Consider the following 17599-nt stretch of genomic DNA (forward strand, 5'->3'; position numbering starts at 1 on the left):
TGCCGAGAACAGGACCTATATGTACGTATACGACGAATACGATCAGCGCATCATCGAGGACCGCGTCAAGCAGTTCCGTGATCAGACCCGACGCTACCTAGCAGGTGAACTGAGCGAAGAAGAGTTCCGCCCTCTGCGCCTGCAAAATGGCCTTTATGTTCAGCGCTTTGCGCCGATGCTGCGGGTTGCCGTGCCTTATGGCCAACTGACTTCGCGCCAGACGCGCATGATGGCCAAGATTGCCCGCGACTTCGACAAAGGCTACGCCCACATCAGTACCCGCCAGAACGTACAGTTCAACTGGCCGGCACTGGAAGACGTGCCGGACATCCTGGCTGAGCTGGCCACCGTGCAGATGCACGCCATTCAGACCAGTGGTAACTGCCTGCGCAACGTGACCACCGACCAATTTGCCGGCGTTGCCGCTGACGAGCTGATCGACCCACGCCCGTGGTGCGAAATCGTGCGCCAGTGGACCACCTTCCACCCGGAATTCGCCTACCTGCCGCGCAAGTTCAAGATCGCCATCAATGGCTCGACCTCGGACCGCGCAGCGATCGAAGTGCATGATATTGGCCTTGAGCCCGTGCACAACGCCGCCGGCGAGTTGGGTTTCCGTGTGCTGGTAGGTGGCGGCCTGGGCCGTACACCAGTAGTCGGTGCGTTCATCAATGAGTTCCTGCCGTGGCAGGACCTGTTGAGTTACCTTGACGCCATCCTGCGGGTCTACAACCGCTATGGCCGTCGTGACAACAAGTACAAGGCCCGGATCAAGATCCTGGTCAAAGCGCTGACCCCTGAGGTATTTGCCCAGAAGGTCGACGCCGAGATGGAACACCTGCGCGGCGGCCAGACCACCCTGACCGAAGCCGAAGTACACCGTGTAGCCAAGCACTTCGTCGACCCTGAGTACAAAGCCCTGAGCAATCAGGACGCCGAACTGGCTGCCCTCGACCAGCAACACCCAGGTTTCGCCCGCTGGCGCACGCGCAACACCCTGGCGCACAAAAAGCCGGGCTATGTGGCCGTGACCCTGTCGCTCAAGCCAACCGGTGTTGCCCCGGGCGATATCACCGACAAACAGCTGGACGCCGTCGCCGATCTGGCCGAGCGCTACAGCTATGGCCAACTGCGCACCTCCCACGAGCAGAACATCATTCTCGCGGACGTCGAGCAGAGCCAACTGTTCACCCTGTGGGGCGAACTGCGCGAAGGCGGTTTTGCCACGCCGAACATCGGCCTGCTGACCGACATCATCTGCTGCCCGGGTGGCGACTTCTGCTCCCTGGCCAACGCCAAGTCGATCCCGATTGCCGAATCGATCCAGCGCCGTTTCGACGACCTGGACTACCTGTTCGACATCGGCGAGCTGGACCTGAACATCTCCGGTTGCATGAACGCCTGTGGTCACCACCACGTCGGCCACATCGGCATCCTGGGCGTGGACAAGAAAGGCGAAGAATTCTACCAAGTGTCCCTGGGTGGCAGCGCCAGCCGCGATGCGAGCCTGGGCAAGATCCTCGGCCCGTCCTTCGCCCAGGAAGCCATGCCTGAGGTGATCGGCAAGCTGATCGACGTGTACATCGAACAGCGCACCGAAGATGAGCGTTTCATCGACACCTACCAGCGCATCGGCATCGACCTGTTCAAGGAGCGCGTCTATGCAGCGAATCATTAAGAACAACGAAGTCCTCGACGAAACCTGGCACCTGCTGCCCAAGGACGCGAGCTTCGACGGCATCTCCAACTGTGACGACCTGATCGTGCCGCTGGCCCTGTGGCGTGAACACGGGCACGCCCTCAAGGCCCGCGACGGCGGCCTGGGTGTGTGGCTGGACGCCGACGAGGAAGCCGAAGAGATCGGCGACGACGTGCAGCACTTCCAGGTGATCGCCCTGAACTTCCCGGCCTTCACCGACGGGCGCAACTATTCCAACGCGCGCCTGCTGCGTGACCGTTATGGTTACAAGGGCGAACTGCGTGCGATTGGCGATGTGCTGCGCGACCAGCTGTTCTACCTGCGCCGTTGCGGGTTCGATGCCTTCGCCCTGCGCGCCGACAAAGACCCGTATGAAGCGCTGGAAAGCCTCAAGGACTTCTCGGTCACGTACCAGGCTGCCACGGATGAACCGTTGCCGCTGTTCCGTCGCCGCTGAGCCTGCTGCTGTGAAAAACCCTGGCTTGCCAGGGTTTTTTTATGGGCGGCGTTTAGTCGGCCCCGTGACGCAATCTTCACATTTTAGGGTGAACATCCGCGGTGTTCGAACTGTCCTCTACTGATCAGCAGCCTTTAACCTCACTGACGATTGGAGTTCTTCATGGCGAAAATCAACCTGGCCCAGCAGTTGGCGACCACCCTTGAACAGGCGGGCATCAAGCGCATCTGGGGCCTGACCGGCGACAGCCTCAATGGCCTCACCGACGCCCTGCGCACCATGGACAGCATCGAGTGGATGCACGTGCGCCACGAAGAAGTGGCCGCCTTCGCCGCCGGCGCCGAAGCAGCCGCCACCGGCGAGCTGACGGTATGCGCCGGCAGCTGCGGGCCAGGCAACCTGCACTTGATCAATGGCCTGTTCGACTGCCATCGCAACCATGTGCCGGTGCTGGCTATCGCGGCGCAAATCCCCTCCTCCGAGATCGGCTTGAACTACTTTCAGGAAACCCACCCGCAGGAACTGTTCAAAGAGTGCAGCCACTTTATCGAGCTGGTCACCAACCCTGCGCAGATGCCCCAGGTGCTGCACCGCGCCATGCGTTCAGCGATCCTCAACCGCGGCGTGGCGGTGGTGGTGATCCCAGGCGATATCTCGCTGCTGGAAGTCGAAGACAAACTCAAGCCCTGGCCGGCCCTGCACGCACCGCGCACTTTGCCGGCGGAACAAGACCTGCAGCGCCTCAGCGAGATCCTGCACAGCAGCGAGAAAGTCACCCTGCTGTGCGGCAGCGGCTGCGCCGGCGCTCACGACCAGGTGGTAGCCCTGGCCGATGCTTTGGGCGCGCCAGTGGTGCACGCCTTGCGCGGCAAGGAGCATGTGGAGTGGGACAACCCGTTTGATGTGGGCATGACCGGCCTGATCGGCTTCAGCTCCGGTTACCACGCAATGCTCAACTGCGACACGCTGATCATGCTCGGCACCGACTTCCCCTATCGCCAGTTCTACCCGACCGACGCCAGGATCATCCAGGTCGACCGCAACCCGCAGGCGCTGGGCCGTCGCGCCACCCTGGACCTGGGCATCGCCGCCGATGTGAGCGAGACCATCGATGCGCTGTTGCCACGCCTGACGCGCAAGGCCGACCGCAGCTTCCTCGACACCTCGCTCAAGCACTATGAAAAAGCCCGCCAAGGCCTGGATGACCTGGCGCAGCCATCGAAGGCCGACCGGCCGATTCACCCGCAGTACGTGGCGCGCTTGCTCAGCGAGCTGGCCGACGACGATGCGATCTTCACCGCCGACGTCGGCTCGCCCACCGTCTGGGCTGCGCGGTATTTGAAGATGAACGGCAAACGCCGCCTGATCGGCTCGTTCAACCACGGCTCGATGGCCAATGCCATGCCACAGGCCATTGGTGCACAGGCAGCGTTTCCTGGACGGCAGGTGATCTCGATGTCCGGCGACGGTGGCTTTGCCATGTTGATGGGCGACTTCATCTCGCTGGCGCAGTTGAAATTGCCGGTGAAGGTCATTGTGTTTGATAACTCGTCACTCGGGTTTGTCGCCATGGAGATGAAAGCCGCCGGTTACCTGGACACGGGCACCGAGCTGAAAAACCCGGACTTTGCCGCCATGTCCAACGCCATGGGCATCCTCGGCATTCGCGTGGAGCAGTCCGAAGACCTGGAACCGGCCTTGCGCCGCGCCCTGGCCCATGACGGCCCGGTGCTGGTGGACGTGGTTACCGCTACCCAGGAACTGGTGATGCCGCCGACCATCAAGCTTGAACAGGCCAAGGGGTTCAGCCTGTATATGCTCAAGGCGGTGATGAGCGGGCGTGGCGATGAAGTGATCGAACTGGCGCGCACCAACTGGTTGCGCTGAGCCTCAGTGCCGGCGAACAGCGCCGTAGCGGACCACCACCTGGGTGATGACCTCGACCAGGCGCGAGTCCGCCTCCGGGGCGCTGAACAGGCGGAACTCGGCATCGGGCAACGCGGGCAAGCCGTGTTCGGCGCCGAGTATCGCCAAGCCCGGCCCGACCTGGCTCTGCGCCATCGGTGCAATCGCAAACCCGGCCGCTGCGGCGGCATGCAGCGCCGCGTAACTGCTGCACTGCATGGCGCTGCGCTGGGCGATGCCCGCTTGGGCAAGACGCGTCAGCGCCGCCTCGCGATACGGGCAAGGCTCGGGAAACAAGGCCAGGGGCAACGGGTTCGGCAAGGCTACGAGCGGCTGCCCGGACCAGGCCCACACTAACGGCTCACGCCATAGTGCCAAACCTGGCTCACTGGATTCGCACAACGAACCCACCACCACCTCCAGCTCACCCTGCTTCATCAAACTCAACAACGAACCGGGAATGCCCACTTGCACGCTGATGTACATACCAGGGTATTGCGCCGCGACGTTTTGCAGTTCACGTAACAGGCGCGCATCCGCGAACTCCTCCGATACGCCTACGCGCAGGTTGCCTTCAAACGCCGAGCGCGTCAGCTCGGCCCAGGCGTCCCGGTTCAACGCGAGGATGCCACGGGCATAGGCCATCAGCCGTTCACCATCGGGCGTCAATTGCTGGGACCGGGTGGTGCGGGTGAGCAAGGGTTTGCCCACCTGTTCCTCCAGGCGGCGCAAATGCCCACTGACGGCCGACTGGGTCAGGTGCAGGCGCTCTGCGGCGCGGCTGAAACCGCCCTCATCGACCACTGTGACGAAGGTTTTGAGCAACAAGGCATCGAACATATTCTGATTGGTGATCAATAGATGATTTAAATACGATTTATATTTTAATGCTCGCTATGTTGCAATGCCCAGGTCAACTTTCCCGAGGCCACCATGACCACACTCCTGCACATCGAATGCTCGCCGCGCAAACAACGCTCCGCGTCCTTGGAGATCGCTCGTCAGTTTATCGCTCGCTATCAGCAGAACGCCCCGGACACCCAGGTGGTGACCCTGGATTTATGGGCGCTGGAATTGCCGGAGTTCAACGGGCCAGTGATAGACGCCAAATACGCGGGCATCGCGGGTACGCCGTTAAGCGCAGAACAAAGCGCTGCCTGGACGACACTCACAGCGCTGGCGGCTCACCTGCATCAAGCTGATGTGCTGGTGTTTTCGGTGCCGCTGTGGAATTTCGCGATTCCCTACAAGCTCAAGCACTTTATCGACGTGGTATCACAGAAGGACGTGCTGTTTGAGTTCAGCCCGGAGCATGGAGTGCGGGGGTTGTTGCATGACAAGATCGCGGTGAATGTGTATGCACGGGGGATGGATTTTTCGGCACCTGGCGCGCAGGGGATGGACTTTCAGAAGCCCTATATGGAGGCGTGGCTGGGGTTTATCGGGGTGACCGATGTGCATTCGCTATATGTGGAAAAAACTATTTTGGGGGCGGAGGTGGATCAGGTGTCGCGCCTTGAAAGTGCGGGGATGGCGCTGAAGCTTGCTGATCGATTGGGGGTTAGGGTCTGCTGAGTGTATATCCGTTATTCAGGTAACGGCGGCTTAGGGTTCCGCTCTTACAGCGGCTCACTTTTGGAAAGACCGGAATGCCGGCCCAGCCAAAAGTAAGCAAAAAGCCCTCGCCGCAACACTCGGTGCCTCGCTGTGGCTCGGCATGCCCGCAATCCGACAGCAGAGCCATACTCGGTCAAAGGTGGGAGCTGGCTTGCCTGCGATGGCATCAACTCGGCCTGCCTGACACACCGATGTGTCTGCATCGCAGGCAAGCCAGCTCCCACAGAAAAGCAGCTCTTCAGTGTATGTAAATTCGCTTTTCGCTTTTGATTCAACCACTCAGGTCGGCTTTCAGGCCGCCGTGCTGTAGATCTTGATCTTGATCTGCTTTTGATCTGAGAATCGCCCCGTCAACCACGCTGGCCGAACGCAGGCTTGAATCCGTGGGCAACCCGGCAGGACGCCGGGTTAGCCGCGCTGGGCCAAGGATGGCCCATCGCGGCGGCCCACGGATTCAAGCCTTCGTTCTGGCACACCGAGCCTAAGCGAGGTGCCGAGTGGTGGGGCGAGGACTTTTTGGTTACCTTTTTGGTCCTTCAAAAAGTGACCCGCCGTCAGGGCGGAACCCTAAGTAGCCGTTACCGCAGCAACGGATATGTACACCGCCCTCCCATAGCTATCAACCCAACTGTTTCTCAACCCACTTACCATACCCATCAATAAAAGCCTGCAAAAACGGCCTGGTCTTCTCCGACACCTTACCCGCCTCATCAAACACGCTCCCCGCCCCGCCCAGGTACGCTTCGGGCTGCTGCATGCAAGGTACATCCAGAAACACCAGCGACTGACGCAAATGATGGTTCGCCCCAAACCCACCAATAGCCCCCGGCGACACACTGATGATCGCCCCAGGCTTACCCCCATAGACACTTTGCCCATAAGGACGAGACCCAACGTCAATGGCATTCTTCAACGGGGCCGGCACGGAGCGGTTGTATTCCGGTGTCACAAACAACACCGCGTCGGATGAGCGTACTTGCTGACGGAAAGTACTGTAGGCTGCGGGCGGCGCAGTACCGTCGATGTCTTCGTTGTAGAGCGGCAAATCGCCAATTTCCACAATGTTCAACTTGAGGTTGGCAGGGGCCAGTTCGGCCAATGCCAACGCGACCTTACGGTTGATCGACTCTTTTCTAAGGCTGCCAACCAGGACGGCAATCGTATAGACCTTGCTCATTGAGGTTTTCCCGACATCTGACTAAAGGAGCCTTTAGTTATAGAGCCTTCGTGACGCGTTAACCAGCGGGTTTTGATAATCCCGAAGCTGTTTGCCACGCACTCACCAGCGTAGGAAGCGTCTGAAAACATCAACGAATAGTATTTTTTTCCCATAGGTAAACTACCCCGCTCCATGACGGTCTACAGAACCGCAAATCGAGTGTTTATCTCCAGAGGTTCTAAACAGATGGCTGCAGTACTTGTCGGACAGTTCCATGCCAGAGACGCGGAAGGACGCGTGTATTCGGTGCATGAGTTCCAGGAATCCAACCCGGCGCAGGACAGCCAGGCTGGCTCGACGCCTACCACCACCTACAAGCTGGCCATTGGCGACCGTGTAGAAAAATTGGAAGGCGATGAATTCAAATTGATCCAGTCGGGGACTATTATCGTCCGCGAATCGCAAACCACCCTCGCGTCATAAGATCCCGCCTTATCGACCTGCTCAGTCCTGGCCATTACTGGCGTTGACTGGGCCGGGGGATCACGGCCGGCGCATCTGCGTTACCTCCACGTCCTGCTCACCGTCCAGCTGCTTGAGCGTTACCAGCAACCGCCCCCGCTCCCCTTCAACGGCATACAGCGAACGCTTGTAGCCCGGCGTGCCGTAAGCGGGATACGCCACCACCTGCCTGACCAGCGCAATCTCCAGCACAGCCCCCACCTGCTCGCTCACCTGTTCCTGGGAACGGATAAACGCCTCAAGGGCGTGGTTTTCCGGGGTGCGTTCGTCTTGATTATTGAGGAGATAAGCAGCCACGCAGCCAATGGTCACCAAGACCAGCAGCTGTTTGGCCCTTACCCCGAAAAACGTCGAGGGTAGAGGCATGTGAGACCAGACCTGTTGTTGTTTTAAGTGCCGGGTGAGCGGCATTGGTCGTTGATGATCAGATGCGTCATTCTAATCAGGTCGATGGGGAATGCCAGGTGATTCAGTGGTCGCCGTAGGTAATATCCTTGTTATCGCCGACGCCGCCCAGGGTTCGGTCCTTGCCGAATGAAAACAGGTCGAAGGGGGTGTTGGGCTGGGTCGCCGGGTAGTGGTACTGATAGGCAATGCCCCAAGGGTCGGTCAATAACTCATCCTTGACGTAGGGTCCTTTCCCATTGGCTGATACCGCAGGTTGCACGGTCAGCACCTCCAGGCCCTCCTCATCCGTAGGATAGCGGCCGGTATCCTGATGGAACTGCTCGACAGCCTTGCCCAGCTCAGCCACCTGCGCCTTGGCAGTGGCGATTTCCGTCAGCGTTACATCCCCAAACAAGCGCGGCCCCAGCGCCAAGGCCAACAAGCCAATAATGACCAGCACCACCAGCACCGCCCAGCGCGTGAAGCCGCGCTGGGTGAGTATTTTTCCGCTTAAGCGACTTGATGGCATGTTGAGGCTCCCCTTTCCCTCGATTGATACACTCGTTGTATACCCTGCCCGTGACAGTGACATACCCACTAACGGTAGCCAACACTCACCCATGCCTGTGCTCTTTTTTACCCAGGCATTGAAACCCCATCGCACTGAACATAGACTCCGGCGATGCGTTTACGTCATATCGAAGTGATTCAGGCCATCTTGCAGACCGGACATCTCGGCACCGCCGCCGAATGGTTGCAACTCCCCGTGGGCGATGTGGACGCAACCCTCAAGGACGCTGAGCAGCAATTGGGCTTCATGCTGTTCGCCAGTGTGCGCGGGCGCTTGCAAGCGACGCGCGAAACCCTTGAGCTGCAGGCTGAAATCGCCCACCTCTATGAAGCGCTGGAGCCGTTGCAACGCCTGGCCGGGCGCCTCAAACATCATCACGCCCCGCCCTTGCGCGCCTTGTGCACGCAGCCCTTGGCTAACCAATTGTTGCCGCAAAGCCTGGCTATGCTGCGCCGGCGCTTTCAGGACACACCGTGCACCCTGTCGAGCCAACCGACCCGGGAGATCGTCAGGAGCCTGCTGCTGCGCGAAGCCGACGTGGGCCTGAGCCTGCATGATCCGCAGCACCCACAAATCCAAAGCACCGTACTGGCCCAAGGCAAGCTGCAACTGCTCGCGCCCCATGGCTGGCTCAAACCCAAGCAAAAGTACATTGCACTGCAGGACCTGGCCGGGCAGTCAATGATCGGGCTGGAAGGTCACGACCCGCTAAGTCGTCTGCTGGACGCAAAACTGCAAGCCCTGCGCCCACTGCCGTTGGTGCAGACACGGGTGCAGACCTACCAGATGATGCGCAGCATGGTGGAGGCCGGAGCGGGTCTGGCGATTGTCGATCCGTTTACCGCCTTCGGCGCGCGGGAAGCTGGGCTGGATGCGTGCCCGTTATCGCCGCCGATGCCTGTGGTCCTTTACGCATTGACGTTGAAGGAATCTGAACCTGCTCCGGCGTTGAATGCACTGTTGGAAATCGTCGCCGACAAGGCCGAAACCTTGCTGACCGTTACTGCATCCACCTGACCCCGCCCTGCGCACCATCTAGTGCGCTTTCACCGACATAAATTCTAAAAACTCCCGCTGGAACCTTGTTCTAGAAGCGTCGCACTCACAGAAGCAGAAAGCACAGCCGAGTGCTTTCCACTGGACGACATACTCTAAACAAGGAAGCGTTTTCTATGACTACCCTCCATTCTGTCCTTACTGATCGAGCCCTTCAAAACCCTGCCAGTCTCAACCCACCGCAGGACGCCGGTGCGTTAACTAGCGCTCAACCGAATTCGATTGAAGCCTCAGCCAACGATGCAACCCCTGGCACCCTGGACAACCCGGCAGCGCTTAAAAAAGCTTTTGCCGATCGGTGTAACTGGGAAACCCTGGCGGCAAAACTGCGCACAAGCCTGGAAGAACTGCACGCCGCCTTCCCGCCCCCCCTTTCCAGTGAGCAACAAAGCCTGCTCGAAGGCCGGCTGACGTCGCACTGGAACAGCGCCTCAATACCGGTCTGTGAAGGCTCCAGCTACTATCAAAAGCACAATCTGGCGCCGACCAGCATCGTCAAATTGGGCACATACCTCAGCGGCAGCGACTTGCCCCTGCCCAAAACCCTGAACGCGTTGCAGGCCCTTTATCAGCTAGCGACAAAGCACGTTCAGACCCCGCCCCTGGGCAACTTCAGCGGCGCGCTGTCCTGGCCGATCCCGCTCTCGGCGCAAGACAAACAAGCCATCATCGACCTGCTGAACGCTCCTGACTCAACGCTGCCGGAACTGCCACTGACTGATCCAAAAGGCGTGCTGGGCTATCTGTTGTCCGCGTGCGAGTTGTCCAGCAATGATTTCAAATTCACCAGCAGCGCAGTAGAAACGCTGCTGGGATCGGCCAAGGCGCAAGCGCTGGGCCAGGCCATTCAAACCCGGTTGGGCGGCATTGCAACGAACACCAGCGTCAATGACTATTTGTTGGCTGCGATTCATCTGGGGCTGAATCCCCAATCCGTGGGCACTCCGGCGCGTAACCGCGTTGCCGGCTTTGATCTTGGGCAACGCCAGCATTGGTACCGACCGGCCACGGTCGTCATCGAGGGTTTGAGCCGTCATCTGGTGGCAACAGGCCGAGCCTCTGCGGCATCGGCTCAACTGGCGGCCCGCATGTTGTTGGCCCACTGCGCCCCTGAATACCTGGTCAAGGACATTCCGGCGAGCGTGACCTACGGCAGCATTCCCTGGACACAGTTGACGATCGCCGCCGCCAAGCTGGAAGCTGAATCGCCGGGGCGCACACTCACAATGACCTACAGCGAAGTGCTCGCCGCCGCAGAGGGCATCGACATCGGCACACCGCTCTCGCAGCATATCCATCGCGAAGCGTTGCACAATTGGGGTGAAGTCAAAGGCTACTTGAATGCAGGCACGACGCCCGACGACACGCAGATGCACACTGTGCAAAGTACCTTTAGCGCCCAGCAGCAAACCTTGCAAGACATCAGCCGGGCACTCGCAACCCCCATCCCGATGCGTGAAGACCTGGGAATGGATCTGCTCAGGGAGAAATTTCCAGGCATATCCGATGAGGTCTTCAAGGCGAAAAACCTCACGAAAGCCCGACTGATCGAAGGACGCCCCGGTCGCTTCCCCGGAACATATTCAATGCTCGATGTCGTCATGCACGGCGACAAAGTCAATAATGATGACAGCGAACATTGGGTCACCAATGACAAGCGTATCCCCATCAAGCAATTTTGCGCGCTTTCCGATAGCGGCGAACTTTCCGTCGCAGACACCTTTACCCAACGCTACACATCGGCCATAGCAGAGTTGGAAAAAGGCCACTCGGGGATGACCCAATACCTGATTTCGACGGTGACACCCGAAGATAAAGAAAACTTCGATGATGGAAAACTCGAGTTTTTTCATACCGACAGCTACCTCATCGGCCTCGATTTCTCGACCAAAAGCCTGATCCAAAAAGGCCATACGCTGGATGTGAAAATCACCCGTGGGGGACAGGTCAATATTTACCGCATCGATACACGCGCCGGGACCATTTCCAAACACAATTACCTGGCTCACATTTACTCGCCACCCTACACCCGGCTCGATAATCGAGACGCCAACACACTGCATAGAACCGTACGATTCAACCCGTTCGAAGACGAGCATGCCGAGCAGGCCAAGGAAAAGCCGGCGACCACAGTAACACCACAGGTCTTCGATTCAGACCGCACCCGCTACATCGCCAAAATACTCACCAAACGCATGGACTTGCAGGGCGATGAGCTACTGCAACATGCCCGAGGAACAACGTCTTACGACAAAACCAGTGCCGCCAACAAGGCCATCGGGGAGTTTTTCCTGAATATGATTCCGTTCAGGTCTGCGATTGTTAACTTCACGCAGGGCAATATCGGTGAGGGTTTGCTTGACCTTGGCATGGACGTGATCGGTCTGGTGACTCTGGGCGCCGGCAAGGCAGCACATGCGAGTAAAGCCCTCGCCAAAGGCGTGGCCGGCCTCAAGGGTGCAGCAAGAACCGCCCGGTTTCTGGGTACCGTCGCAATCGACGCGCTCAACCCGTTGGGTGGTGCGGGCGATTTGCTCAAAGGTATCAGCCGCTGGACCTGGTCCAAGGGAAAGAGCGTATTCAATACCCTCAAGGGCGCCAGCGGCAGCTACGACGTGCTCAAAGCCGCCAGCACACAGCATGGCTTGGTTGCCATAGGCTCCTCCAGGGTTGCTGGTGAAATGCTGGAAGGTGATGCGTTGTTCCAGGGCGGTAAATGGTATGCCTTCGATGCAGCCAAGGGGCGTCCCTACGGTTCACCGTTGAAAGATTTCCAGCCTGCGGCGGCGGCGGCCGGTGAGAGCGTCAAAGTCTTTGATAGAACCTCGCTGCTTGAATATGAGGCCATCGTTTCCCCGGACCTGCTGCAGGTTAAAGGCTTGCAGGCGAATATCTACGTCGGCCCGAACAACAAAGAATATATAAAAGTCAACGGCAAGCTTTATCAGTCCACCATCAAGGATGGCCAGCGGGTTATCCAACACCCCAGTGCCGCCCGAGACAACATTGTGGTCCGGGACCTGGGCAGCGCCGGCTGGGAGCCTCGCGCCACTGCCAATCGCTTATTGGGTGGTAACTCCCCGTCACCCTGGAAACTCGATGAAAACACCTACGTCGTACCGGTAGACGACGTAAAAATAACCACGGGTTCCTCATACCCCTTCACCATCAATTACCGAGGCATAAACTATGTCACCACCTTTGATACCAAGGTGGGTGCCTGGATGGCCGGTTCGGGTAACGCCAACGGCGTCACCACCGAGTACTTCTGGAGAAGCGCAAAGAACAAGTGGCAGATGGGACCCTTGGAGGAATATAAAAATGCCCAGAAGATCCCCGAGCACAACTTCAGGTTTATCGATGCAACCCCACCGGCTATCTTGCAGAAGTCCAGCAATATCAGGCCCATCCCAACCAACATTCACTACTTCTGGGCCGGCGGCGAAATACCCGACAAGCTGATCAAGAATATCGCGACCAACGCCGAAAAAATGCCCGGTTTCAAATCCATTGTGCACGTCGACGCCGACACGCCAGAGTTGCTGCAGACCATCAAACTCAAGCTGGAAAAGGATGCGCCCGGCGTCACCGTCATGAATTTGCATGAAGAAGACTTTTTCCAACCCTTGAAGAACACCGAACTGTATGCCTACTTCCGCAGAGGCCAAGGAAAAAACCTTGCCGCCACTTCCGATGTAGCTCGCTATCCGTTGATGAATAAATATGGTGGCATTTATCTCGACACCGACGACACCATCAAAGGCGCGGTGGGATCCGCCGGTTTGAACGCGGGTGACTCGGATATGCTGCTCAGCAAACCAGTCGCTCACAAAATCACTGACTACAAACCCTTCTACAACACCAGTAACTTCGCCACGCAACCGGATAACCCGGTGGTCACCGAAATGATCGCCGAGATGAACCGGCGCTTCACTGAAAACAAAGCGTATTTTGCGGCCAACCGCCCGACACTTTCCAGAGAGGTCAACGGCGGGTTCACCTACACTTCAGATTTTCTGGAGTACGAAGGCAAGATCTTTGAGACCGTCGGCCCGAACCTGCTTGACGATGTACTGAGGTCCAAGCGACCGGACATTTACGATGCGGGATTCGATGGAATGAGCAAAGAAAAAATGCAGCAGGTCAAACATGGCGCGGTGCCCGGTATACCGTTCAGCCTGGAAGACGACATTCACCAGTACTACGCCAATAAAGGCCTGAGTGAGCCGGATGGGCTAAAACAGAGTCTGGAGCAAGCCAAGAAGCACTACCGCTCACTCCGTGACCAGTTGCAGGTTACCATTGGTGCCGAACATTCGTGGATCGATTCATGACTTAGCCTGCCGCACCTCAACGCGGCCTGAACGCCAGGGGCAAGGGCATTCAGGCCGTCTGCCGCTCAGACGTGAACAACCGATACCAGAAAATTGCCACTTCGCGGGTTTGCGGGTCAATCCCGCGATAGCGCAATTGATCGATCCCACCCATCACATACCCGCAGCGCTCATACAAACGGCAAGCGCCGAGGTTATTGTTCTGGGTTTCGAGCATCATGCCCGGCAAGTTCTTCTTGCGGCTCCAGAACTGCGCCACATCCAGCAATGCCTTGGCTACACCATGGCGCCGTGCAGGCATGGCCACCGCCAGCTCGTCGACATGGGCAAAACCATTCCAGTTGGTGCTGACCACAATGTGCCCCACCGCGCGATCATCCAGGTACGCCATAAAAATCGCACTGTCGGGAGCATCGCGGAAACTGGCGAACTCTTCCGGGTCGATGCCGTAACACTTGCGGTACGGCAGAATGCGCTCCAGCGCCCATTGGTCGACGCGCTTGCCCATCTCCGGTACGCCATAGGCGCTGACCTCAAAGCTGAAATCATTGCCCCACACGTAGGCGTCAAAGCCTTCGTCGGCGACCCGAACGCTGAGCCCCGGATACTTCGGGTTCATTACAGCTTGCATAAACATCCTTAACCCTTGATGCAATCGACGGTGTAACAACGGCCACTGCCGTCATCTTCGTGTTGCAACCCATGAACATCGGCGACAAAACCGGGGAAACTGCTATCGAACGTACGGGCAAATGCCAGATAGTCGATGATCGAGCGTGTCGACTCGGTAAAGCGCTCGCCCGGCATGATCAACGGGATGCCCGGCGGATAAGGCACCAGCATCACGGCTGCGATGCGTCCTGGCAAGGCGTCAATGGAAACGGCTTCGACTTCACCCCTGACCAGTTGGTCGTAGGCATCGGCCGGTTTCATCGCAATTTCCGGCAACACGGTGTACATCCGCTTGAGGTGCTTGGCGGTGGCGTTGCTGCGGTAACAACTATGCAATTGGTCGCACAGGTCACGCAAACCCAGGCCTTGATAACGTGCCGGGCCTTCTTTGAACACCGAGGGTAAACAACTGGCCAGGCTGGCATTGGCGTCGTAGTTGCGCTTGAACTCCAGCAATTCGGTGAGCAAGGTACTCCATTTGCCTTTGGTAATGCCCATGGAGAACAACACCAGGAAGGAATACAAACCGGTCTTTTCCACCACCAGCCCCCGTTCCCAGAGGAATTTGCTGACCACTGCGGCGGGAATTCCGCAGTCGCTCAAGGCGCCACCGGCGTTGAGGCCGGGCATCACCAAGGTGACTTTGATCGGGTCCAGCAACACATAGTCTTCGGCCACATCGCCAAAGCCATGCCAGTCATCCTGCGGGTGCAACAGCCAATCCGCGGTGGCGACCCGGTCGATGCCGGCCACCGACGGTGGTTGCCAGATGGAGAACCACCAGTCTTCGGCAGCAATATGCTGGCGCAGGTTGGCCAGGGCACGGCGAAAGCTCAGGGCTTCGTCGAACATCTCCTGCAACAGCGAGCGCCCGGCCGGGCCTTCCATCATCGCCGAAGCCACATCCAGCGAGGCGATGATGCTGTATTGCGGCGAAGTGGAGATGTGCATCATGAAGGCTTCGTTGAAGCGGTCGCGGTCCAGCTGGCGCGCGCCACCGTCCTGCACGTGGATCATCGACGCCTGGCTGAAGGCCGCGAGCAATTTGTGGGTCGAGTGGGTAGTGAATACCAGCGGGCTGTCGGCAGTGCGCGAAGTACCCATGCCATAGCGGCCGGCGAAAAACTCATGAAAGGCCGCGTAGGCGTACCAGGCCTCGTCGAAATGCAACACCTCGACACTGTTGCCCAGTTGCTGTTTGATCAGTTCGGCGTTGTAGCACAGGCCGTCATAGGTGGAGTTGGTGACCACCGCCAGTTTCACTTTCGCCGGCCGACCACGGGTCAAGGGGCTGGCTTCAATTTTGGCGCGGATCGACTCGGGGCTGAATTCGCTTAAGGGGATTGGGCCGATAATCCCCAGTTCATTGCGCTCCGGGCACAGGTACAGCGGGATCGCGCCGGTCATGATGATCGAATGCAGCACCGACTTGTGGCAGTTTCGATCCACCAACACCAAGTCATCGCGCCCGACCATGGAATGCCAGACGATCTTGTTGGCCGTCGAGGTGCCGTTGATCACAAAGAACGTGTGATCGGCGCCAAAGTTACGCGCCGCGCGGGCTTCGGCTTCGGCCAAGGGCCCGGTGTGATCGAGCAATGAACCCAGCTCCGGCACCGACACGGACAAGTCCGAACGCAGGGTGTTTTCGCCAAAGAATTGATGAAACGCCTGCCCCACCGGGCTTTTGCGATAAGCCACACCGCCGCCATGGCCGGGGGTGTGCCAGGAATAGTTGGAATCGGCCGTGTGCTGCACCAGCGCTTTGAAGAACGGCGGCAACAAGCCATCAAGGTAGGCGCGTGCAGCGCGAGCCACTTGGCGGGCCAGAAACGGCACGGTGTCTTCGAACAGGTACAGAATGCCGCGCAGTTGGTTGAGCTCGCTCATGGCATCGGCCGGCGCGTTTTCCAGGGTGACCTGCTCGCCCAGGGCAAAGATCGGCAGGTTGGGCGCCCTCACCCGCGCCAGGCGAATCAGCTCGACCATGTTTTGCAGCAGGTGGGTGTTTTCGCCAGCGCCCTCGGCGGCAATCAACATGCACGCCAGGCCATGATGGGTAGAAGCCACCAATCGGCCTTCGGCGTAATCCACCGCAGAAAAAATACTGAAGCCCTCTTGTTCCAACTCCCTGGCGATGCCTCTGACCCTATCACCGGCAACGGTGTCGGCCTTGATGTCACGGTGCACGATAAGAACAGGGAACTTCAGGTCTTTGTACATGAGTGCTTTGAGTCCTGAGGGCTATGCACTCAGGGTAGAAGCTGGGAGGGGATGTGGCGAATGAAGATTTTACAGACGACGCAAATCTACTGTGGGAGCTGGCTTGCCTGCGATGCAGGCACCTCGGTACTTCAGGCACACCGAGTTGATGCCAACGCAGGCAAGCCAGCTCCCACATTTTTTAATCGTGTTCAGCCGTGATTATTGCTGAGTCAGTTGCGACCACAACGCCGGCGCGCCCGCCGACTTGGCAATCGCTTCCAGGCGCGCCGCATGCTCAGCCAGATCCTGCTCGCTGGCACGGATGATGGTGGTCGGCTTGCGATCCGCCGCCAAACGGCGGATTTCCGAAGGACGGTTGCCCGAACCTTCCGCCGAGCCGCTGCCATCGGAAGCATTACCGGCCAGGGACAGGCTGGTCTGCCCGCCGGTCATGGTCAGGTAAACGTCGGCGAGAATCTCGGAGTCGAGCAAGGCGCCGTGCAATTCACGGCCAGAGTTATCAACCCCATAACGTTTGCACAACGCATCCAGGCTGTTGCGCTGGCCGGGGTGACGCTCACGGGCCATCATCAAGGTATCGAGAATCGAGCAGTGCTGGGAGATATCCGCACGCTCGGTCTGCCCCATCAGGGCAAACTCGTTATTGATGAACCCGACGTCGAACGCCGCGTTATGGATGATCAGTTGAGCGCCGTTGATGAACTCGAAAAACTCGTCCGCCACTTCAGCAAAGCGCGGCTTGCCCTTGAGGAATTCATCCGTAATACCGTGGACGCCAATTGCGCCCTCGTCACTGTCACGATCCGGTTGCAGGTAGACGTGAAAGTGACGCCCGGTGAGGCGGCGACCCATCAATTCGACACAGCCGATTTCAATGATCCGGTGACCATCGGTCACCGGCATGCCGGTGGTTTCGGTATCGAGTACAACAGATCGGATGGCCATCAGGGTTCAGCTCTCAACGGTGGTGTGCAGTGTGATGTGAATCAAGGGG

At 58.6% G+C, this 17599-nt stretch carries 14 protein-coding genes; 7 read left to right on the forward strand and 7 right to left on the reverse strand.

All coding sequences use genetic code 11. The features are described from left to right. Window positions 1-19: 19 nt before the first annotated feature. The 3 genes from AOA62_RS15845 (at window position 20) to poxB (ending at window position 4043) form a co-directional block, all read left to right on the forward strand. Complete coding sequence (locus AOA62_RS15845; RefSeq protein WP_099549122.1) at window positions 20-1678, forward strand: nitrite/sulfite reductase; 1659 nt, start codon at window positions 20-22, stop codon at window positions 1676-1678. After that, window positions 1662-2156, forward strand: coding sequence for a DUF934 domain-containing protein (locus AOA62_RS15850; protein WP_017136920.1), 495 nt, complete (start codon window positions 1662-1664; stop codon window positions 2154-2156). Before AOA62_RS15845 ends, AOA62_RS15850 begins: the two co-directional genes overlap by 17 nt. Window positions 2157-2318: 162 nt before the next feature. After that, a complete protein-coding gene (gene poxB / locus AOA62_RS15855) occupies window positions 2319-4043 on the forward strand; it encodes a ubiquinone-dependent pyruvate dehydrogenase (protein WP_099549123.1) in 1725 nt (574 codons plus the stop codon). Between the two features lie 3 nt (window positions 4044-4046). On the opposite strand, the gene AOA62_RS15860 is transcribed toward poxB, so the two are convergent. Continuing rightward, the gene (locus AOA62_RS15860) at window positions 4047-4901 is read right to left on the reverse strand and encodes a LysR family transcriptional regulator (RefSeq protein ID WP_099549124.1); all 855 of its coding nucleotides are present in this window, start codon (window positions 4899-4901) and stop codon (window positions 4047-4049) included. 93 nt (window positions 4902-4994) lie between these two features. Between AOA62_RS15860 and AOA62_RS15865 the strand changes: the two genes are divergently transcribed. After that, a complete protein-coding gene (locus AOA62_RS15865; protein WP_099549125.1) occupies window positions 4995-5636 on the forward strand; it encodes an FMN-dependent NADH-azoreductase in 642 nt (213 codons plus the stop codon). A 661-nt stretch (window positions 5637-6297) separates the two neighbouring features. Here AOA62_RS15865 and AOA62_RS15880 read toward each other — a convergent pair. Continuing rightward, window positions 6298-6855: an NADPH-dependent FMN reductase gene (locus tag AOA62_RS15880; RefSeq protein WP_017136924.1), complete on the reverse strand. Its 558-nt coding sequence runs from the start codon at window positions 6853-6855 to the stop codon at window positions 6298-6300. 228 nt (window positions 6856-7083) lie between these two features. On the opposite strand from AOA62_RS15880, the gene AOA62_RS15885 reads away from it, so the two are divergent. After that, window positions 7084-7320: a hypothetical protein gene (locus tag AOA62_RS15885; protein ID WP_017136925.1), complete on the forward strand. Its 237-nt coding sequence runs from the start codon at window positions 7084-7086 to the stop codon at window positions 7318-7320. A 60-nt stretch (window positions 7321-7380) separates the two neighbouring features. On the opposite strand, the gene AOA62_RS15890 is transcribed toward AOA62_RS15885, so the two are convergent. Continuing rightward, window positions 7381-7725 carry a hypothetical protein gene (locus AOA62_RS15890; RefSeq protein ID WP_026013696.1) on the reverse strand — a complete coding sequence of 115 codons (345 nt, stop codon included), beginning with the start codon at window positions 7723-7725 and terminating at the stop codon, window positions 7381-7383. A gap of 103 nt (window positions 7726-7828) precedes the next feature. Continuing rightward, window positions 7829-8275 carry a type II secretion system major pseudopilin GspG gene (gspG, locus tag AOA62_RS15895; protein ID WP_099549127.1) on the reverse strand — a complete coding sequence of 149 codons (447 nt, stop codon included), beginning with the start codon at window positions 8273-8275 and terminating at the stop codon, window positions 7829-7831. A 153-nt stretch (window positions 8276-8428) separates the two neighbouring features. Here gspG and AOA62_RS15900 point away from each other — a divergent pair, with 153 nt between their 5' ends. Both AOA62_RS15900 and AOA62_RS15905 read left to right on the forward strand, forming a co-directional pair. Further along, window positions 8429-9334, forward strand: coding sequence for a LysR substrate-binding domain-containing protein (locus tag AOA62_RS15900; RefSeq protein ID WP_099549128.1), 906 nt, complete (start codon window positions 8429-8431; stop codon window positions 9332-9334). A 155-nt stretch (window positions 9335-9489) separates the two neighbouring features. Next, window positions 9490-13707 carry a glycosyltransferase family 32 protein gene (locus AOA62_RS15905; protein ID WP_099549129.1) on the forward strand — a complete coding sequence of 1406 codons (4218 nt, stop codon included), beginning with the start codon at window positions 9490-9492 and terminating at the stop codon, window positions 13705-13707. A gap of 49 nt (window positions 13708-13756) precedes the next feature. Here the strand turns inward: AOA62_RS15905 and AOA62_RS15910 are convergent, their stop codons facing one another. The 3 genes from AOA62_RS15910 to dnaQ form a co-directional block, all read right to left on the reverse strand. Beyond that, window positions 13757-14338: a GNAT family N-acetyltransferase gene (locus AOA62_RS15910; RefSeq protein ID WP_026013697.1), complete on the reverse strand. Its 582-nt coding sequence runs from the start codon at window positions 14336-14338 to the stop codon at window positions 13757-13759. An 8-nt stretch (window positions 14339-14346) separates the two neighbouring features. Continuing rightward, entirely contained in the window at window positions 14347-16602 is a 2256-nt protein-coding gene (locus tag AOA62_RS15915; RefSeq protein ID WP_099549130.1) for an arginine/lysine/ornithine decarboxylase, read from the reverse strand. Between the two features lie 201 nt (window positions 16603-16803). Then, window positions 16804-17544, reverse strand: coding sequence for a DNA polymerase III subunit epsilon (gene dnaQ, locus AOA62_RS15920; RefSeq protein WP_169987818.1), 741 nt, complete (start codon window positions 17542-17544; stop codon window positions 16804-16806). Window positions 17545-17599 lie beyond the last annotated feature (55 nt).

The sequence above is a fragment of the Pseudomonas sp. 2995-3 genome (assembly GCF_002742565.1).
In the GTDB taxonomy this organism is placed as follows: domain Bacteria; phylum Pseudomonadota; class Gammaproteobacteria; order Pseudomonadales; family Pseudomonadaceae; genus Aquipseudomonas; species Aquipseudomonas edaphica.